Genomic DNA, 18,294 nt, shown 5'->3' on the forward strand with positions numbered 1-18,294 from the left:
CCGGTCGTCCCGGCGCGGGGCTTGTCAGGCGGCAAGGGCGCGATCACCGCCCCCTCGAAATCCGTCTGATCGAACCGCGCCATTCAAGTCAGTCTGGGCCCAGGACGATCGCATCGGGGGCTTCGCGGAGAGTCAGGCCGTGCGTCGCCGCCACGAGCTCCGCCGTCTCGCGCGGCGCCGTCGCGCGGAAGCGTCCGGTCAAGCGAAGGTCGGCCAGGGCGGTCCCGCCAAGCTTCAACGGCCGCGTGGCGTTGGCGCGGTTCAGTTCGGTCACCAGGTCGCCCAGCCGGCCGTTGTTCAGCTCGATCCAGCCGCTGCGCCAGTCATCGGCGGCGGCGGGGTTGAAGCGGATGCGTCCCTCGATCCCCCGCGCGGAAACCCGGACGCTCTCGCCGGCGACGACGACGACTGGCCGGTCGGGGGCCACGGCGGCGACGACCCTGACCTTGCCCTCGCGCACGGTGACCTCGGTCGCGTCGGCCAGGCGATTGACGTTGAAGGCGGTGCCCAGAGCGGTGACCGAGGCGTCGCGCGCATGGACGGTGAAGGGGCGGGACGGATCGTGGGCGACCTTGAAGAAGGCTTCGCCGCGGTCCAGGCGCACGTCCCGTTTCCGGCGCGCCAAGGCCACGCGGGCCTGGGAGTCGCCGTTCAAGGTCAGCCTGGAGCCGTCGGCCAGCACCTGGACCTGCTGATGGCCCTGGGGGGTCTTCAGTTCCAGCGCGGGGCGGGGCCAAGCCAAGACCGCAGCGGCCGCGGCCGCGGCGGCCAGCGCCCACGACGGCATTCCCAGCCCGCGCGACTTGGCCCCAGGACGAGCCGCCGCGCGAGCGCCGATCAAGGCCCGGCGCAGGGACGCCGAGGCGATCAGATCGCGGTGCGCGGCCAGCAAGGCTTCGCGGCGCGGATCCGCCGCCAGCCATTCCTCGAGCTCCCGCGCGTCGTGACGAGGCAGCGGGACGGTCGCAAGGCGGTCGGCCCAAAGCGCCGCCAGATGATCGTCGGTCCTGTCGAGATGCGTATCGCGCATGCGGCCTATCCTTCGCCCAACGCGGAAAATCCATCCTGATGGACCTTGCGCAGGGCCGCCGACGCGCGGCTGTAGTGCTTCTGGACGGCCTCGGGCGTCAGACGGAGGTCAAGAGCGATGCGGTCGTAGTTCTGGCCGTCCAGGCGGCGTCGCAGATAAACCTCCCGACGAAGCCTGGGCATGGCGGCAATCGCGCGAGAGAACGCCTCGGCTAGCTCGCGTCCCTCAAGAAGGGCGCTCGGACCCGGCTGCTCGCACGGCTCGCTTTCGTCCAACGCCTCGAAGCTTGGCTCCTGGCGGTGATCGCGCATCAGGTTGTCGAGTACGCGGAACGCATAGGCTAGCGGATTGAGCAAGGGCGCTCGGCGCGCTCGCTGCAGAAGGCGGAGCACGGTTTCCTGGAACAGATCTTCGGCTTCGTGGCCGTCCGCGCCGCGTCGCCGCGCATAGGCCTTCAACCGGGTCTCATGCGCGCGCACGGTCTCGAAGACCGGCACGGGTTCGTTCTGCGCCATTCCCGGATTCCAGGCCTCGCCGCGCCCCGAAGGCGGCTCGATGAGCGGCGGCGTTAGCCGAACTGTACGGCAGTTTTGTGAAGGGCTGCGCGGTGATCAGAAAGCGTTTGAGCTCCCTACGAGGATCAGATTGGAAATATATCATCAGTATAGAGATATATATCTCCGGTGCGTGGAGCGATGGATTGAAGGGCTTAGAAAAATAAAAGTTTTGCGACGCCTGTCTGATATTGCCGATGGCTCCGTCTACCCCGTTCGAGGCCCGAAAAAAGGGCTCAAGGTTCTGGGGGCGTTTGATGCGTTACAAATCTCGACTTCTCGCCGCGGTGGCGGCCCTTTCGATGGCGGCGGGGGCCGGCGCGGCCCTGGCCGAATCCGCCCCGTCCGCGCCGCTGGCCGCGGAAGCCCGCTTCGACATCCCCGCGCAGGATCTTGGCGCGGCGCTGATGGTGTTCTCGCGGATCTCCGGCGTCGCCATTTCGGTCGATCCGGCGCTGACGCGAGGCCGCCAGTCGGTGGCGGTCGACGGGCGCTTGCGGGCCGAGGCGGCGCTGAAGCAAATGCTGTCGGCCGCGCCGCTTACCGTCGAGGTCATCAACGGGGCCGTCGTGCTGCGTGAACGCCCTTTGGTCGTCGCCGATGAGGTCGACGAGTTGATCGTCGTCGGCTACGCCGCCGGCCTGCGCAAGTCGCTCGACGCCAAGCGCGACGCCGACATGATCACCGACGTGGTCAGCGCCAACGACATGGGCAAGCTGCCCTCGTCCAACCTGACCGAGGCGGTTTCGCGTCTGCCCGGCGTGTCGGCCGTGCGAAACCACACGACCGGCGAGGGCGATCGTATTTCGATCCGGGGCCTGGCCACGGAGTACAACACCTATTCGGTCAACGGCGTGCGTCTGGGCGGCATGGGCTCGCCCGGCGACAACTTCTATCGCGGCGTGCGGCTGAGCTTCCTGCCCGCCGCCGGCGTCGACTCGATCACCGTGTTCAAGTCGATCCTGCCCAACATGGACGGCGACGCCCTGGGCGGCTCGGTCGAGATCCGCACGCCGACCGCGTTCGACTTCGATCCCACGCACCTGGCGGTGTCGCTCGAAGGCACGATGCTGGACAAGCGCGACCGGAAAAAGTCGGGCGAGGCGCAGCTGTCGTTCGGCCGCCAGTTCAACGAGCACCTTGGCCTGTTCGTCACCGCCAGCTTTTCACGCCGCAATTCACAGTTCGAGCAAGTCGGCGGGTCGGGCGACGACATGCCCCAGCGCTGGTTCGTCACCAACAAGTCGCGCGACTTCGACACCTCGACCTTCCAGACCCTTGGCGTCGAGCTCTCGGCGGGCGAGACCAAGGTCGAGCGCAAGGGCGTCAACGCATCGCTGGATTGGCGAAGCGCCGACCACGAGGTCCACCTGCGTGGACAGTACAACGTCTATGACGAGACGGAATTCCGCAATCGGCTCAACTTTCGCAACTACGCCGACCGCATTTCCGAGCGCCTGGTCCAGAAGGACAAATCCCGCACAGACCTGATGACGCCCGACAAGGCGGTCATCGGCGTCGAGAACGGCGCGCGCGTCTACGGTTATTCGGTCAACGACATCGTCGATCAGAACAAGGACGGGCGGATCACCGACGCCGACCGCAAGACCAAGAGCTTCTACAGTCTGGACGGGGCTTCGGGCCTGTGGGACCCGCAAGGCTTTCGGCTGCGCCGCTATTGGGAAGGGGGCTCGACCGAAGGCGTGCTGGGCTCGGCGACTCTGGGCGGCAAGAGCCGGTTCGGCGACCTGACCGTCGACTACGATCTCTCGTACTCCAACTCGCGCGACAACATCAAAGACGAGTTCGAGCTGCAGTTCCGCACCGACGCCTATGACTGGCTGGGCAACAAGGGCGTGTTCGTCTCGACCGCTGGCGACCCGCGCTTTCCGAAGTGGGTGCTGAACGCCGCCGGCATGGCCGCCGTCCAAGACCCGGCCGCTTTCAAGTATTCGGGCATGACGGCCGGCTTCGGCGACAACGAGGAGACGCTCAAGCAGGCCCAGTTCAACCTCGCCTACGCGCCGTCCAGCGACTGGCTGCGCGAGCTGAAGACGGGCCTGAAGATGTCCGTCTCGGAGCGCCGCAAGACGGGCGGCAGCTTCATCGACCTGACCCGCAGCGGCACGATGGCCGACTTCTCTCCGTACTTTGGCAAGTCCGTCGACAGCCTGTTCGGCGGCGTCTATTCGGGCCAGTACCGGCTGGGCGTCACGATCGACACCGACAACATGATGGCCGAGCTGCGCAAGGCCCAGGACGGAAAGTCCACCTTCTTCAGCGGCCTGGCGACGTCGCCGGACGCGGCGGAGGTCTCCAACGAAGACACCTGGAACTACAAGGAGACCGTCCTCGCCGGCTACGCGATGGGCAAGGCCCAGTTCGGTAAGGCCGAGGTCATCACCGGGGTTCGCGTCGAGCGCACCCAGAACGACATCCAGGCCTGGCTGGAAGACCCGCTGAAGGGCGACACCTTCACGCGCGACAAGTCCAACTTCGTCAACGTGCTGCCGTCGATCCACACGAACTACAAGTTCAGGGACGACCTGATCCTGCGTGGCGCGGTCTGGACCAGCTTCTCGCGTCCGGACATCAACCGCATGAGTTCGGCCAAGTCCTACGGCTACAACACCGATCCGAACGGCGACGGCAAGACCGATCCCAAGGACAAGTGGATCCTCGAGAGCGTCACCACGGGCAATCCCGACCTGAAACCGATGAAGGCGGTGAACTACGACGCCTCGCTGGAATGGTACAATGGCAAGACCGGCGCCTATTCGATTGGTCTGTTCCACAAGGACATCCGCAACTTCCTGTTCCGCTCCTCGTCCAGCGTCATCCAGGACGGCACGACGGAGAACTATACGGACGGGACAGGCGTCGACATCTCGACGCCGATGAACGGCAAGTCCGCCAAGGTGACCGGCGTGGAGGTCAACGCCCGCCAGATCCTGCACTGGCTGCCAGCCCCGTTCGACGGCCTCGGCGTCGCGGCCAACATGACCTTCCAGCGCGCCCGCGCCGTCACCGGCATCAGCTGGCACCCGGCGGGCCTGGAACTGCCGCTGATGGAGACGCCCGCTCGACTGGCCAATCTGGAAGTCTTCTGGGAGCGCAACGGCTGGGAGGCCTATGTCTCGTACAGCTACCAGTCGGAATCGCTCGAAGACATCGAGGACTACGGCAACGATCCCTACGAGCAGGACTACAGGTTCGTCGACCTGATGGTCCGCCGCCACTTCAACGACCGGATGGCCGCGACCTTCAAGGTGCAGAACGCCTTGGACAGCCACACCTACTGGTACACGTTCGGCAAGGCCAAGGGCGGCATTCGCGACTACATCGAGAACGGCCGCTACATCAGCCTCAGCTTCGACTGGAAGCTCTGACCGCGACGCCTACGGGCCGCGTTGACGCGGCCCGTGGCGCAGGCGCGCCCCGCCTTTGGGGGGCGCCGCGTCGGCGCGGCTCCCCCTTGGCCGCGCCGACCTCCTTTTCCTGAACGCCTGATCCAAGGTCGACCATGACCCAAAGCTCCAATCCGCGCCGCGCTCGTGGCGCATCGTTCAAGCTGACGGCGGCCCTCGTATGCGGCGTCGCTCTGGGCGCTCTGGGCGCTCTGTCGCTCGCCGCGCCGGCGACCGCCGAGGGGCCGGCCAAGGCGAGACCTTCGGCCGAGCCGCTCATCACTGGTGGCAAGCCGCAGCGGCTGATCGTCAATCCGACCGAGGATCCGTCGCGCGGCTTCGCGGTGACCTGGCGCATGGAGGCCGGGGCCGGCAAGGGTCTGGTCGAATACGCCGAGGCGACGCCCGGACCCGCCTTCGAGGACGCCGTCCAGACCGTCATGGCCGACAGCGAGGTGATGCAGTACGTTCCTCGCAACGGCGGGCCGGTCTCGGCGACCGCCCACAGCGCCATCGTCCAGGGCCTGAAGCCGGAAACGCTTTACGTCTATCGCGTGGGCGATGGACGGACCTTCAGCGCCTGGCGGCAGATCCGCACGGCGGCGGCGACCGCCAAGCCGTTCAGCTTCCTCTATTTCGGCGACGTGCAGAACGAGGTCGAGAGCCACGGATCGCGGGTCATGCGCATGGCGCGCCGCCTGGCGCCGGACGCGGCCTTGGCGCTTTACGCCGGCGACCTGATCAACCGCTCGGACGCCGATCGAGAATGGGGCGAGTGGTTCGACATGGCGCCGGACCTGCACGCTGAGCTTCTGACCCTGCCCAGCCCGGGCAATCACGAATACGGCCCGCAGATCGAAGGCCGTCCGAGTCTGGCCCCGCAGTGGAGACAGCAGTTCACCCTGCCGCGCAATGGTCCGCCAGGCGTCGCGGCGCTGTCGGAAACCGTCTACCAAGTCGATTACCAGGGCGTGCGGTTCCTGTCGCTCGACGCCGACGCCATCTCCGATTTTCCTGACCTCGCCGACGCGACTCTGAAGTGGCTGGAGGCGCGATTGACCGACAATCCAAACCTCTGGACCGTCGTCTTCCTGCACTATCCGATCTATTCGACCGCCAAGGGGCGCGACAACGCAGAGCTGCGCGCGGCGCTCGAGCCCGTGCTCCAGAAGCACGGCGTCGATCTGGTGCTCCAGGGCCATGACCACACCTACGCCCGGGGGCGAAAGGGCGCGCCGGTCTATGTGGTGTCGGTGGCTGGTCCCAAGCAGTATGTCGGCGGCGAGCGCGACTGGGCTTCGCGCAAGGCGACCGGCGTGCAGCTGTTCCAGGCGATTGGCGTCGACGGCGCCGAGCTGACCTACAGGGCCTACACCGCCACAGGCGCGCTCTACGACGCCTTCCGCCTGAGCAAGCCGGCGCCAGGCAAGCCCGCTCGACTGATCGATCTGGCGCCGAAGAGCGCCGAACTCGACCTGAAGCGCGCGCCATGATCCGTGGCCTCGCACTTCTAGGCATGCTCGTCCTTGGCATGGCCAGCGCCGCGCGAGCGGCCGAGCCGACGGCGCCGGAGCGTTGCGCGCAGACGCCCGCCATGGCGATGGCGCTCTCGCGCCTCGCCAGGCCGGACGCCGGACTGATGATCGCCGCGCACCGCGGCGCGCACAGCCGCGCGCCCGAGAACAGCTTGGCGGCGATCGAGGACGCCATCGCGGCGGGGGGCGAGATCGTAGAGATCGATGTCGCCGTGACCAAGGACGGGACACCCGTGCTGATGCACGACCGGAAGGTCGACCGGACCACGACCGGCGAGGGCGTGGTCGAGGACAAGACCGCGTCGGAGGTCGCCGCGCTCCGGCTGAAACAGCGCGACGGCCGCATCGCCGACGCGCCGCCGCCGACCTTGGCGCAAGCGCTCGCGGTGGCCTGCGGGCGTATCCTGGTCGATCTCGATCTGAAGAGCGATCGTCTGAGGCCAATCGTTGAGACGGTCAATGCCTCCGGCATGCGCGCCACCAGCCTCTACTTCGACAGCGATCCCGCCATTCTCGCCAGCGTGCGGGCCCTGGACCCCGCGGCGCGCCTGATGGTTCGGTTCACCACGGATCTGCCTTTGGCCGACCTGCTGCGGATCACCGGACCGGCGCAAGTGGTTCACGCCGATCCCGAAAGCCTGACGCCTGAAACCCGCGACGCTATCGCGCGACTCGGTGCGCGCGTCTGGCTGAACAGCCTGGGCGACGCCGACCAGCGTCTGGTCTCGGGCGACGACGTTGGCGTCAGGGCCTTACTGTCGATGGGGGCGAGTATTCTTCAAACCGACGCGGTTTTCGCGCTGGTCGCTCTGCGTGGCGCGGATCTTTCCAAGGAGAGCTCAAGGCGTTGACCCCGTGAGCGACGCGTTTCCGCGCCTGCGCCAGGCGGCGATCGGCGCGGATCGACCCGTCAGCGGCCCCGATCCGATCGGACCGGAGACATAGCCATCGGTCTCCAGCCGACCACCGCTAGGGCGGTATGAGGGCCTTCAACGCGCTGAGGCCGACTTCAGGCGGGCCGCCGTAGCCTATGGGCGAGACGAAGCGACCCTTGGCGTCGAACAGATAGATCGCCGAGCTATGGTCCATCGTGTAACCGCCGCCCTCGATCGGCACCTTCTCGTAGTAGACGCGGTAGGCCTTGGCGGCCTGGGCGACCTGCTCGGGCGTGCCCGAAAATCCGCGGATGTGCGGATCGAAATTGGACAGATATTCCTTCATCACCGCCGGGGTGTCTCGACCGGGATCGACCGAGACGAAGACCACGTTGAGCTTGTCGGCCTTGGGACCCAGGGCCTGCAGCCACTGGGTCATCTGGGCCAGGGTGGTGGGGCAGACCTCGGGGCAATAGGTGAAGCCGAAGAAGATCGCCGTCGGCTTGCCCAGCAGATCCTTGTCGGTGACGGCGCGTCCGTCCTGATCGACCAGGCTGAAGGCGCCGCCGATCGACGACGGCGCCAAACCCTGTGGCCGCATTGTCCAGAAGATCAGCAAGGCGGCGACCAGCACGCCGATCGCCGTCAGCCCTAGGGTGACTTTTGTGGTCCGGTTCACATCTTCATCCCGGGCATGTCATGATGGGAAGGCGCGGCCGGCGCGGCGCCGGTCGCCTGCACGTCCAGGGCGGTCTTGACCGGGCCCGCGCGTTCGAAGGTCAGGGTGACCGGGACCTGCTCACCGGCCTTCAGAGGGCGTTTGAGGCCGATCAGCATCAGGTGATAGCCGCCAGGCTTCAGGGTCACGGTCTGACCCGCGCCGACCACAAGGCCCTCGGCCACGGGACGCATGCGCATGACGCCGCCGGTCATCGACATCTCGTGGATTTCCAGCTTGGCGGCGACCGGCGTCGAACCGCCGACCAGACGGTCGGGCGTCTTGCCGGGGTTGGTGATAGCCAGATAGCCCGCCCCCGTCGTCGCGCCGGGCGGGGTCGCCCGACTCCAGGGGCGAGAGATCTCGAGGGGCGATGCCGTCTTTTGCGCGGCGAAGGCGGGAGCGATGACCATCGCTCCGGCGACGGCGATGCAGAAAACAGAGGTGATCTTCATTGGTAGGGTCCTTTGACGTGTGAAAGCATGGGATCGGCGCTAGGCGCGGTGGTTCAGGAACGCGGTTACGGAGGCGCTCGAAGCGCGACCCGCGCCGGGACAAACGCAGGCCTTGGTCGCGATTGGGGCCGCCGCCGCCGTGGCCTGGCCCCGAGGCAGGGGCAGGGCCAGCGCGATGATCGTTCCGAAGAGGGCCGCGAAGGCGGCGGCGAGGAGACGGACGCGGATCATGGGATCCTCCTGAAAGGCGTGTGTGACGGGAAGGGAGACAGGGCGGCGGGGACGAGAATGGGCTGGCGAGCGGCCAGGCCGCCGAGGTGGAGCCAAAGATGGATCCGGAGAAGCAAGGATCGGGCGTGAACGGTCACGGTGTTGCGGGTCCTGAGGCTGACGGCCTGGGAAGACCCGCCGGCCCCTTGAAGGGCCGACGGGTGGTTCGGCTTAGAACTTGCGCAGGAGCGAGAGCTCGACGCTGCGCGGCTCGCCCAGGAAGACGAGGTAGGACGCGTAGCCCGACCAGTCGGCGTAGAGCTTGTTGGTCAGGTTGCGGCCGCGAAGGCTGAGCGTGCCGAACGGCGCGGCCCAGCTGACCGAAGCATCCAGCAGCGTATGAGCGTCGACTTTCACCGTATTGGCGTTGGCGGTGAAGAAGTCGCCGCTGTAGCGCACCGCGCCGGTGAAGGTCAGCGGCAAGGCGCGCGGCGCGTAGGTCACCAGGAGATCGGCGACCTTTTCGGGAACATTGGCCGGCCGGTTGCCCGCGCGGTCGGCGCCGCCGGCCTCGATCAGGGTGTCGAACTTGGCGTCGAGGACTGTCGCCGACAGCTTGGCTTTCAGTTCTTCACTCACCGCCCACTCGGCCGACACTTCCACGCCGCGCGAGGTTTGGCTGCCGCCTTGCACCGTCACCGCCGGGTTGATGGGGCTGCGGGTCAGGATGTCGTCCTGGCGGATGTGGTAGGCCGAGGCGGTGAGCTGCAGGCGGTCGTTGAAGGTCAAGCCCTTGATCCCGACCTCGTAGGACTCGCCCATGCTGACCTTGAAAGCCGCGTTGGTCGCGCTGAGGAACAGGACGCCGCTGACCGGCGTCGCCGCGCGGCTATACTGACCGTAGACCTGGGTCTTGGGCAGCAAGTTGTAGACCGCGCCCAGGCGCCAGGAGACGGGGCTGTAGTCCTGGCCGTAGCGCGTGACCGCGCCGGTGGTGGCGTTGAGCACGCGGCGGTCCAGCGAGAACTTGTCCAGGCGCGCGCCGCCGACCAGCAGCAGGTCGGGCGTCAGGTTGTAGGCGTCCTCGACGAACAGCGCCTTGGAGTCGACGTCGGCCCAGACGTTCTGGCGGGTCGAGAAGTTGCCGGCCGCGTCGGCGGGGAACAGGCCCCGGACCGGCGCGTAAGGGTCGACCGAGGTCGTCGTTCCGAACCTGCGCACCGTGAAGAAGTCCGTGCCGCCCAGCTCCGCGCCCACGACGAAGCGGTTGCGCCGGCCGGCCAACTGGCCATCATAGGCCGCATGCAGGCGCTGGCTCCAGAACTGGTGGTCGTGGCTGATCTTGCTGGTGGCGCGATCGAAACGGCCGCTCGCGCTGTTGAAGCTGTAGTCGTCGCTGTCGCGCCACAGCCGGTCGGCGTCGTACCAGCTGCTGTCGCTGACCAGCGTCCACGCATCGCTCAGCTTGTACTCGGCGCGCGCCCGCAGCCACACCGACTGGGAGTCCATCAGGCCGTCGGCGGTGTCATAGTTCTTGCGGCGCAGCGCCTTGTCGAGGACCTGGCCTGCCGAGCCCGAGACGAGGTCGGAGGGATCCCGGGCCGCGGCGGCCGACACCAGCGGCGTGCCATAGTACGCGGTCGAGAAGCGATCTTCGTAGTAGTCCGCCGACAGCGTCACCGAGAGCCGATCGGTGGGGGCCAGCAGGACGGCCAGGTTGGCGGCGAAGGTGCGGGAGTCGGTGTCGTCGACCCAGCCGTCCGAGCGCGACCAGGCCACATCGCCGCGCACGGCGGCCTTGTCGCCGACCGGGGCGTTGAGGTCGGCGGCCAGGCGGTAGCTGTCGCGGCTGCCGGCGCTGGCGAAGGCCTCGCCAGAGCGTTGGCCAAGCACCGGCCGGCGCGGCACGAAGTTGATGGCGCCGGCCAGGGCGCCTTCACCGGAGGTGACGGAAGCCGGGCCCTTGATCACCTCGATCCGTTCGAAGGCCCAGGCGTCCCAATTGCGGACGCCCGCATCCGAATTGGGCATGCGCACGCCGTCGTAGAGATAGTTCACCGCGCGCTGGAAGCCGCGCATCGACACCGAGCCGACCGAGCCCGGCAGATCGCCCGAGACGACGCCGGGCGCGGCGTTTAGGGCCTCGATCGCGGTCCTCAGGCCCTGGGCCTGAATGTCCTCCTGGGTCAGCACCTCGATGGCGGCGGGAGTTTCGCGCTCGGTGAGGCCAAGGCGGCCGGCGACCTGTGTCTGGAGATTGAACGAGCGGCCGGTGACGACGACGCCTTCGACCTTGTTCTGGTCCGCGTCGAGGACGGCGTCGGCGCGCGCCATGACCGGGAGCGCGGCCCCGACGAGGGCGCTCGTGGCGAGCAGGAGAGACTTCATGTGAGATCCTTCGGCGCGCATCGGCGCCGTGAGCTGAACTGATCGGCAGACGGGCCCGGCGCGGCGCGCAGGGCCTTGCCCGGCGCCAAGGCGCCAGGGCGTCAGATCAGCAGGCTGGGAGGACCTCGGGCGGGAAGCGGCGGCGCGGCCAGACCGCGCCCCGGCGCCAAGCCCATCACGGGGCGCGCCGCCGGTTCGACATAGACGGCGAAAGTGACCGCCTGGACGGTGATCGCGCTGGGCGCGAGCGTGGCCGCGCCATGGCCCGCGAACGGGCAGGGCTGGTCGTGCGACGGCTTTTCGGACGGGGTCCTTTTGTCGTGGTTCATCGGGTCGCCGGGTTCGACGACCATCGCGCCCTGCCCAGTGCAGATGACCACGGAGAACGGCAGGCCGTTCGTCGGCCCCGGCGCTGTCATGAAGCCCGCCGGCACCAGCACCTTCAGCGCAACCGCTATCAACGCCAACGCAAGGAACGCAGCGCGCATCAAGGGCCAGCGGTGGAACGCCGATCGAGTCACGCGATGCGCTTTAGCCGAAGACCGGGTGGCTGTCGCCTACGCTTGATCCCGTACGTCCTCGGCGTCCGTCTGTCGCCGGGGGCGCCCTGCACGTCGCGGCTCGCGCGGGTGGACAGGGGGCGCTCGCCTTGGTGATCGGCGCGAAGCCGCCGCTGACGCGCCGCCGTATCAGTCGCGATCCCGGACCGACAGGGCCATGCGCACCAGTTCCGAAAGGCTGCGCGCCTGCATCTTGCTCATGAGATTGGCCCGATGGATTTCCACCGTTCGCGGGCTGATCCCCAGGTCGAAGGCGATGACCTTGTTGGCCTTGCCTTCGACGAGGCCGTCGAGGACTTCTCGCTCGCGGGGCGACAGCGCCGCCAGACGCTTTCGCGTCTCGATCAGAGTGGTGTCCTGGTCGCGCTGGGCCTTGCCTTGCGCCAGGGCGGCGTTGATCGCCGCGAGCAACTGGCCTTCCTCGAACGGCTTTTCGATGAAATCGACGACCCCGGCCTTCATCGCTTCGATCGCCAGCGGAACGTCCGCGTGGCCGGTCATCACAATGACCGGCGCGCGATCGCCGCGCGCCTTCAGGCGACGAACCATCTCGACGCCATTCATTTCGGGCATGCGTACATCGGTCAGGATGCAGCCCCCCTCGGGCGGCGAGGCCTCCAGGAATTCTACTGGCGAGCTGAAGACGCGGAACGGGATGCGATTGACCCGCAGCAGAAAGCCGAGGGAGTCGCGGATGGCTTCATCGTCATCGATGATGTGCACGACGCCGTTACTCAAGACTCTGGTCTCCTTCCACGATCTTCAGGGTGAACCTGAACGTCGCCCCGCCGCCGGGCGTCTCCTCGGCCCACAGCCGACCGCCGTGCGATTCGATGATGGTTCGTGAGATCGAAAGTCCCACGCCCATGCCGTCGCGCTTGGTCGTGACAAACGCGGCAAACAGATTGTCGATGATTTCCGGCGCGACGCCAGGTCCAGTATCGCTCACGGAGACGACCGCGTCTTGGTCGGCGCACGATACGCTGATCTTCAGGTCTCGGCGAGGGCCGTCCGACATGGCTTCGATGGCGTTGCGGATCAGATTGACGATGACCTGCTGGATCTGGACGCGATCGGCCAGAACGCGGTCGGTCTTGATGTCGTAGTCGAAGCGCACCCCGACCCCGAGCTCCCGCGCGCCGATGAACGCCAGGGCCGCAGCTTCCTCGACCATACGATTGAGGCTCTCTACCTGTCGCTCCGTTTCGCCGCGCGCCACGAAGTCTCGCAGACGGCGGATGATCGCGCCGGCGCGAAGCGCCTGCTCCCCGGCTTTGTCGAGCGCGCCATCGAGGGTGTCGCGGTCAATGTCGGTCTCTTCGAGAAGGCGGCGCGCGCCCTTCAGATAGTTGGCGATGGCCGACAGCGGCTGATTGATCTCGTGCGCCAGCGCCGAGGCCATCTCGCCCATCGAGGTCAGCCGGGCGATATGGACGAGCTCGCCCTGAAGCTCCTGCAATCGGACCTGGGTGCGCTGGGTCTCGGTGAGGTCGCGTACGAAGCCGGTGAAGAACCGTTCCCGGCCGGTCTGGATTTCACCCACCGACAACTCCATCGGAAAGGTCGAACCGTCCTTGCGCTCGCCGATGACCACGCGACCCAGGCCGATGATCCGGCGCTCGCCGGTGCCGTAGTAGCGCTGCAGATAGCCGTCGTGCGCCGACCGGTAGGGCTCGGGCATGAGTCGATTGACGTTCTGGCCGAAGATTTCCTCCGGGGTCCAGCCGAACAGACGGACGGCCGTCGAGCTGAACGAGCGCACGCGCCCCGCTTCATCGATCAGCACCATGGCGTCGGGCACGGTGTCGAGGATGGAGGCCAGATGGGCCTCGCGCAGCAGCAGATCGGCCGTCACGGCGTCGGCCCGTTTGCGGGCCGTGCGAAAGCGCTCGCCGCCAAAACAGATCCCCGCGCTGACCGCCACGAACAGCAGCGTCCCGACCGCGTCGCCGAAGTCAAAGCCGTTGTGGCGCAGGTTCACGAGGAGAAGGCAGACAAGACTCAGAGCGCAGGCCAAAAGGCCCCCGGCCGCGCCGCGATAGGCGGAGGCGGCGACCACGGCCGGAAAGAAGAAGAGATAGAGGCCGCGATCGCCCAGGATCGGTTCGAACAAGACGCGCGCGATGATCCCGGCGACGACCAGCGCGGACGCGATGCTCGCGGCCATCGCCCATTCTCGAGCGGCGTTAGTCCGAGCGGAGTTGGGACGCGGCGGCGTGAATTCGTCGATGGTCGTCACTCCGCGCGTGGCCGGTCGGGCGGCCGTGACTAGTCCGGGATTCCCCTTAGGGGCAGTCCAGATGTTTCCGACAGTCGGGCCGGCGTATCAAGGTCGGGCGCACCCGGCCCGCCGCCGGGTCACCCCCGTCAGGCGGAACAAGATCCGTGTCCTTGCCCTTGAGTTTAGCCCAGTCGCCTCGCGTTCTCGTGATCGACGAGGATGTCGCGCTGCGTCAAGCCTTGAGCTTTTCCCTGAGTCTCGAGGGCTACCGGGTGGAGACCTTCGCCGCCACGTCGACCTTTTTCACCCGCCTGCGCGCAGGCGCGGCCGAGGCGGTGATCATGGGGCACGCCGCGCCAGCGATAGACGCCCTGGCCCTCATCGAACTGGTGCGAGGGCTCTTTCCCGACATCGTCATGGTGGTGACCGCCACGCATCCCTCCGCGGAGCTGCGGCGCAAGACGGAACAGTCGGGGGCCTTGCTGATTGAAAAGCCACTGCTGGACGATGACCTGGTCGATACCCTGCGCGCGGCGCTGACGCGCTGAGTGCGCCGAGCTTGTCGGGCCGCCCGCGGCGGCGCTGTCAGGCTTGAGCGCCTTGCGACGATGCGACGCGCGCCATTCGGCGCTCGATCTCCGCGGGCAATTCGAACGGGTCGAAGGGTTTGCCGAGGATGGCGACGGGGGCCAGGGCCTCCAGCGCGGCGGTGCGAGGGTCGAAGCCCGAGGTCAGGAAGACGACAGGCGCGCCGGACAAGGCCTCGTCGCGCACGGCGCCGACAAATTGCGCGCCGTTCATGCCGGGCATCGTCACGTCGGAGATGATCAGGTCGACAGGATGGGTGCGCAGATGGTCCAGGGCGGCCGGACCGTCCTGAAAGGACAGGACGTCGTGACCGAGGCGTCCCATGCTGATTTTGATCAGTTCAAGAACCAGTTGGTCGTCATCGACGTGAAGAATGCGCATTGTAGACCTTCCGGCGCTCGACGAACGATGCTCGCGATGCCTAGCGTCACCATGCCTGGGGTTTGTCCACACTCGGTAAGATTACCTAAGTGGACAATCCGTCGCACCTGAGTGGGACTCCAGCAACGATAGGTCGAACCCGAGGAGGCGCGGCATTGCGCCGAAAGATTCGGCGTCTTTGATCTTGGGGGCTCGTTCCGGCTTTTCCGATTGTGTTCCCCATCTCTGGACGTGTGCGAATTGGTCGCGGGTCAAGGACGTCGAAATGAGTTCGACTAGGTAGGTTTCCTAATAGAGGGCGTGACCCTCTCGTCCCTAATCTTCTGAAGAGTTTTGGGGGAAGTCATGCCGTTTCAGGTCTTGATCAGTTCGGCTGCGGGTACGTCCGCCGACCTCGCCGCGCAGGCCGCCTTCGATCGCCTGGCGCGCACGACGCGCTTCGGGGCGGGGGACGAGATCTTCGCCCAGGAGGGCCGGGCCACCGACTACTATCGCGTGACCAAGGGCGTGGTGCGCAGCACGCGGCTGCTCGCCGACGGTCGTCGTCAGGTCAGCGAGTTCTATTTTCCGGGCGACATGTTCGGACTGGCGCTGGGCGCGACTCACAGCCACGCGGCCGAAGCCCTCACCGACTGCGAAATCGCCCATGTACGGCGCCAGGCCCTCGCCGTCGCCGAGGATGGGGCGCTTATCGAGCGGCTGATCTGGACGGTTACTAGCCTGCAACTGGAACAGGCCCAGGCCCGCATGGTGATCTTGGCGCGGCGCAACGCCTACGAGAAGGTCGTCTTCTTCCTGAGCCAGATCGCCCGGCGCAGCGAAGGGGCGTGGGCCAACCTGCCGATGTGCCGCCAAGATATCGCCGACTATCTGGGACTCACGATCGAAACGGTGTCGCGCATGCTTACCCAGTTGCAGCATGACGGCCGCGTGGCGCTGGATGGTTCACGACGCTTCACGATCACCCACCCACGCTTCTCGGCGACGGATTTGGCCGCCTGACGGCCTCCCATCGATTCCGGGCTAGCCGACCGGGTCCGGGATCGACGTCGAATCCTCGACCAGATCGCACCGAGCGATGCGCTCATGGACCGCCAACAGGCTTTCGGCGCCCAGGTTGAGGCAAAGACGAACGTTCGCGGGCGATACCGATGATCGCAAGGCGGGAAATCTCCCTTTTGAGCCACCCAGAGCCGTCCAGCGCCCAGCGCGTTGACGACCCCCGCGCGGCGTCCGCCCCCAAGGCGGACACGGGACGGGCGGCTGGCTTGAGGCGGAAGGGGAGGGGCCTTCCCGCCGAACGGTCGCTCGGCGGGAAGGTCTTGCGCGAACGGGCAATCAGGCAACCCGCTCGCTCAAGGTCAAAATTGTCGTGACTGGCCCGACGAGGCGACCGATGGGTCAGGGGCGACCTCGGCCTTCGGCGCCCCGCCATTGATCTTGGCGTCCTTGACGGGCGCGGCCCGCGCGCCAGCGCCGATGACGATGGGGGCGTGTTCGGATCGGTCGACGCCGTTCGCGCCGTTGGCGGCGGGATCGTTTCCGGGCAGGGCGAAGAGGCCGCCGCCGATATCGTGATAGCCGGCGCGTTCGAGATAGGCGCGAACCTCGCGCGCCGACCGCGCCGCGCCGGGGACCTCGCCCGTCTCCGCGCAAGCCGACAGCCGCAAGACGTCAGGCGCCGAGCGAACGATCTGGCGAACGTCCGCCAGCGCGCTTCCCGTCAGATCGAAAGTGACCCCCAAGTCGACCTCCAGCACGGGGACGTGGGCGTCCCGCAAGGCCGCTATCGCCTGGGCCAGGGTCGCGAGCTCGGGCCGGTCGCCGCCGGCGTCGCCTCCCGCGGGCGGCGAAATGCTGAACCGCGCGCGGCCGACGCCGTGGAACGCCGCGGCGCTCGCCCAGGCGCTGGACCAGGCCGAAAGATCGATCTCGGCGACGCTGATCGCGCCGGGCGCGAACCGAAAGACATGTCGCAAGGCTTCGAAGAGCCGGACCATGCCGTCGCGGGTCAGGCGATTGGCCGCGCCGCTCAGGAGGACACCGCGCGTGCGCCGCGGCGAAGGAAGAGCCGCTTCCAGCTGGATCAGCTCCTCGATCAAGGCGTCGACGCGCAGGTCGGCCGCCCCTGGCGTGAGCATGGCCTCGACCGGCAGGAGAACCACAAGGTCGGCGGTCAGGCCGGAGGCGCGCGCGGTAAGGACGTCGAGCATGGGGATACTCCCTGTGGCCGGCCAGGCGGTCAGAGCGGATCGGCGGGCGGCTTGTCGTCGAGATGGTCGTAGAGGATGCGGGCGGCGTCGCCCTTGGGGTCGTCGTACTGGCCCGAGCGCATGGTCCAGAAGAAGGCCAGCAGGCCGATGGCGCCGAGCCCGATCGACGCGGGGGCCAGGAAGAGGATGATGTTCATCGACGACACCCTTTCAGGCCGGCCCGTGCGGCGGCTGAGACCGCCGTCCGGTTTTCGGTTTTGGGTTTGGTGTTGTCGATGAGGGTTGGCATGGCCGGTTATTGTCCGGCGGCGTTGGCGTGGACGTAGACGGCGATGGCCTTGATGGTCTCGGGGCTGAGACGGCCGGCCCAGGTGGGCATGACGCCGCCGTTGCCGGCGAAGATCTGGCCGCGGATGGCGGCGCGGTCGGCGCCGTAGAGCCATTCGCTGTCGGTGAGGTTGGGGGCGCCGACGGCCTGGTCGCCCTTGCCTTCCAGGCCGTGGCAGGCCACGCACTGGGTGTCGAAGATCGGCTTGGCGCGGGCGATGGCCCCGGCGTCGGCCGGACGGTTCGACAGGTGGACGACATATTCGGTCAGGTCGTCGATCTGCTCGGGCTTGAGCAGTTCGTCGCGGCCGAAGGCGGGCATCTGCGACATCCGCGCGCCGTCCGCGCCGGTGCGCACGCCGTGGGTGATGGTGTACTGGATGTCCTCCAGCTTGCCGCCCCACAGCCAGACGTCGTCGCGCAGGTTGGGATAGCCCTTGCCGCCGGTGCCGCCGATGCCGTGGCAGGTGGCGCAGTTGTCGCCGAACACCGACTGGCCGACCTGCTGGGCGTAGGCCTGCAGCTTGGGATCCTGCTCGATCTGCTCGAGGCTGGCGGTGCGCAGCTGGGCCGCGCCCGCCCCGCGCTGGACGTCCAGGGCCTTGAGCTCGTGGCCCACGGCGGCCCGGTCGGACTGGTGCAGCAGGCCCTTGGTGTAGCCATGCACGCCCGGCCAGGCCGGCATCAGCACCCAGTAGCCGATCGAGAAGGCGATGCAGCCGTACCAGACCCACAGCCACCAGCGCGGCAGCGGATTGTCCAGTTCGCGGATGCCGTCCCACTCGTGGCCGGTGGTCTCGACGCCGGTGACGTCGTCGGTCTTGCGTTCGGA

General features: G+C 67.5%; 18 protein-coding genes. 5 read left to right on the plus strand and 13 right to left on the minus strand.

What is annotated here, in order from left to right:
• Window positions 1-88: 88 nt before the first annotated feature.
• Window positions 89-1,030 (minus strand): FecR family protein, encoded by a 942-nt coding sequence (locus tag AC07R7_RS24840; protein WP_494636973.1) that lies wholly within the window; start codon window positions 1,028-1,030, stop codon window positions 89-91.
• Between the two features lie 5 nt (window positions 1,031-1,035).
• A complete protein-coding gene (locus AC07R7_RS24845; RefSeq protein WP_492840981.1) occupies window positions 1,036-1,527 on the minus strand; it encodes an RNA polymerase sigma factor in 492 nt (163 codons plus the stop codon).
• A 314-nt stretch (window positions 1,528-1,841) separates the two neighbouring features.
• Here AC07R7_RS24845 and AC07R7_RS24850 point away from each other — a divergent pair, with 314 nt between their 5' ends.
• The 3 genes from AC07R7_RS24850 (at window position 1,842) to AC07R7_RS24860 (ending at window position 7,377) form a co-directional block, all read left to right on the plus strand.
• Complete coding sequence (locus AC07R7_RS24850) at window positions 1,842-4,973, plus strand: TonB-dependent receptor (RefSeq protein ID WP_494636974.1); 3,132 nt, start codon at window positions 1,842-1,844, stop codon at window positions 4,971-4,973.
• A gap of 134 nt (window positions 4,974-5,107) precedes the next feature.
• Window positions 5,108-6,484 carry a purple acid phosphatase family protein gene (locus tag AC07R7_RS24855; RefSeq protein WP_494636975.1) on the plus strand — a complete coding sequence of 459 codons (1,377 nt, stop codon included), beginning with the start codon at window positions 5,108-5,110 and terminating at the stop codon, window positions 6,482-6,484.
• Window positions 6,481-7,377, plus strand: coding sequence for a glycerophosphodiester phosphodiesterase family protein (locus AC07R7_RS24860; protein ID WP_494636976.1), 897 nt, complete (start codon window positions 6,481-6,483; stop codon window positions 7,375-7,377). The genes AC07R7_RS24855 and AC07R7_RS24860 overlap by 4 nt, the downstream gene beginning before the upstream one ends.
• Before the next feature lie 118 nt (window positions 7,378-7,495).
• On the opposite strand, the gene AC07R7_RS24865 is transcribed toward AC07R7_RS24860, so the two are convergent.
• From AC07R7_RS24865 to AC07R7_RS24895, 7 genes are all read right to left on the minus strand, one after another.
• Window positions 7,496-8,080, minus strand: a complete 585-nt coding sequence (locus AC07R7_RS24865; RefSeq protein ID WP_492888495.1) for an SCO family protein — start codon at window positions 8,078-8,080, stop codon at window positions 7,496-7,498.
• Window positions 8,077-8,574 carry a copper chaperone PCu(A)C gene (locus AC07R7_RS24870; RefSeq protein ID WP_494636977.1) on the minus strand — a complete coding sequence of 166 codons (498 nt, stop codon included), beginning with the start codon at window positions 8,572-8,574 and terminating at the stop codon, window positions 8,077-8,079. Before AC07R7_RS24870 ends, AC07R7_RS24865 begins: the two co-directional genes overlap by 4 nt.
• A 39-nt stretch (window positions 8,575-8,613) precedes the next feature.
• The gene (locus AC07R7_RS24875) at window positions 8,614-8,805 is read right to left on the minus strand and encodes a hypothetical protein (protein WP_494636979.1); all 192 of its coding nucleotides are present in this window, start codon (window positions 8,803-8,805) and stop codon (window positions 8,614-8,616) included.
• Between the two features lie 210 nt (window positions 8,806-9,015).
• Entirely contained in the window at window positions 9,016-11,172 is a 2,157-nt protein-coding gene (locus tag AC07R7_RS24880; protein ID WP_494636981.1) for a TonB-dependent receptor, read from the minus strand.
• 101 nt (window positions 11,173-11,273) lie between these two features.
• Window positions 11,274-11,633: a DUF2946 family protein gene (locus tag AC07R7_RS24885; RefSeq protein WP_494636983.1), complete on the minus strand. Its 360-nt coding sequence runs from the start codon at window positions 11,631-11,633 to the stop codon at window positions 11,274-11,276.
• Window positions 11,634-11,861: 228 nt separating this feature from the next.
• Window positions 11,862-12,470, minus strand: coding sequence for a response regulator FixJ (gene fixJ, locus AC07R7_RS24890; RefSeq protein WP_494636985.1), 609 nt, complete (start codon window positions 12,468-12,470; stop codon window positions 11,862-11,864).
• Complete coding sequence (locus AC07R7_RS24895) at window positions 12,463-13,899, minus strand: PAS domain S-box protein (RefSeq protein WP_494636987.1); 1,437 nt, start codon at window positions 13,897-13,899, stop codon at window positions 12,463-12,465. The genes fixJ and AC07R7_RS24895 overlap by 8 nt, the downstream gene beginning before the upstream one ends.
• Window positions 13,900-14,159: 260 nt before the next feature.
• Between AC07R7_RS24895 and AC07R7_RS24900 the strand changes: the two genes are divergently transcribed.
• On the plus strand, window positions 14,160-14,501 hold the full coding sequence (locus tag AC07R7_RS24900; RefSeq protein WP_494636989.1) for a hypothetical protein: 342 nt from the start codon (window positions 14,160-14,162) through the stop codon (window positions 14,499-14,501).
• Window positions 14,502-14,538: 37 nt separating this feature from the next.
• Here the strand turns inward: AC07R7_RS24900 and AC07R7_RS24905 are convergent, their stop codons facing one another.
• On the minus strand, window positions 14,539-14,922 hold the full coding sequence (locus tag AC07R7_RS24905; protein WP_494636991.1) for a response regulator: 384 nt from the start codon (window positions 14,920-14,922) through the stop codon (window positions 14,539-14,541).
• A 345-nt stretch (window positions 14,923-15,267) separates the two neighbouring features.
• Here AC07R7_RS24905 and AC07R7_RS24910 point away from each other — a divergent pair, with 345 nt between their 5' ends.
• The gene (locus tag AC07R7_RS24910; protein ID WP_492888871.1) at window positions 15,268-15,924 is read left to right on the plus strand and encodes a helix-turn-helix domain-containing protein; all 657 of its coding nucleotides are present in this window, start codon (window positions 15,268-15,270) and stop codon (window positions 15,922-15,924) included.
• Window positions 15,925-16,283: 359 nt separating this feature from the next.
• Here the strand turns inward: AC07R7_RS24910 and AC07R7_RS24915 are convergent, their stop codons facing one another.
• The 3 genes from AC07R7_RS24915 to ccoP all read right to left on the minus strand — a co-directional run.
• Window positions 16,284-17,135 (minus strand): oxygen-independent coproporphyrinogen III oxidase, encoded by an 852-nt coding sequence (locus tag AC07R7_RS24915; RefSeq protein WP_494636993.1) that lies wholly within the window; start codon window positions 17,133-17,135, stop codon window positions 16,284-16,286.
• 29 nt (window positions 17,136-17,164) lie between these two features.
• Window positions 17,165-17,332 (minus strand): cbb3-type cytochrome oxidase assembly protein CcoS, encoded by a 168-nt coding sequence (gene ccoS / locus AC07R7_RS24920; protein ID WP_492840944.1) that lies wholly within the window; start codon window positions 17,330-17,332, stop codon window positions 17,165-17,167.
• A 98-nt stretch (window positions 17,333-17,430) separates the two neighbouring features.
• Window positions 17,431-18,294 (minus strand): cytochrome-c oxidase, cbb3-type subunit III (gene ccoP / locus AC07R7_RS24925; RefSeq protein ID WP_494636995.1); only part of this gene is annotated, 864 nt, incomplete at its 5' end.

It is taken from the genome of Caulobacter sp. GW821-FHT05F04, from assembly GCF_059419665.1.

What these genes read in the sequence shown, in the direction of transcription:
- ccoS (WP_492840944.1), bottom strand. Translation starts at nt 17,332, where the DNA reads ATGAACATCATCCTCTTCCTGGCCCCCGCGTCGATCGGGCTCGGCGCC.
- AC07R7_RS24860 (WP_494636976.1), top strand. Translation starts at nt 6,481, where the DNA reads ATGATCCGTGGCCTCGCACTTCTAGGCATGCTCGTCCTTGGCATGGCC.
- AC07R7_RS24895 (WP_494636987.1), bottom strand. Translation starts at nt 13,899, where the DNA reads ATGGCCGCGAGCATCGCGTCCGCGCTGGTCGTCGCCGGGATCATCGCG.
- AC07R7_RS24880 (WP_494636981.1), bottom strand. Translation starts at nt 11,172, where the DNA reads ATGAAGTCTCTCCTGCTCGCCACGAGCGCCCTCGTCGGGGCCGCGCTC.
- AC07R7_RS24905 (WP_494636991.1), bottom strand. Translation starts at nt 14,922, where the DNA reads ATGCGCATTCTTCACGTCGATGACGACCAACTGGTTCTTGAACTGATC.
- AC07R7_RS24855 (WP_494636975.1), top strand. Translation starts at nt 5,108, where the DNA reads ATGACCCAAAGCTCCAATCCGCGCCGCGCTCGTGGCGCATCGTTCAAG.
- AC07R7_RS24870 (WP_494636977.1), bottom strand. Translation starts at nt 8,574, where the DNA reads ATGAAGATCACCTCTGTTTTCTGCATCGCCGTCGCCGGAGCGATGGTC.
- AC07R7_RS24915 (WP_494636993.1), bottom strand. Translation starts at nt 17,135, where the DNA reads ATGCTCGACGTCCTTACCGCGCGCGCCTCCGGCCTGACCGCCGACCTT.
- AC07R7_RS24910 (WP_492888871.1), top strand. Translation starts at nt 15,268, where the DNA reads ATGCCGTTTCAGGTCTTGATCAGTTCGGCTGCGGGTACGTCCGCCGAC.
- AC07R7_RS24875 (WP_494636979.1), bottom strand. Translation starts at nt 8,805, where the DNA reads ATGATCCGCGTCCGTCTCCTCGCCGCCGCCTTCGCGGCCCTCTTCGGA.
- AC07R7_RS24840 (WP_494636973.1), bottom strand. Translation starts at nt 1,030, where the DNA reads ATGCGCGATACGCATCTCGACAGGACCGACGATCATCTGGCGGCGCTT.
- AC07R7_RS24850 (WP_494636974.1), top strand. Translation starts at nt 1,842, where the DNA reads ATGCGTTACAAATCTCGACTTCTCGCCGCGGTGGCGGCCCTTTCGATG.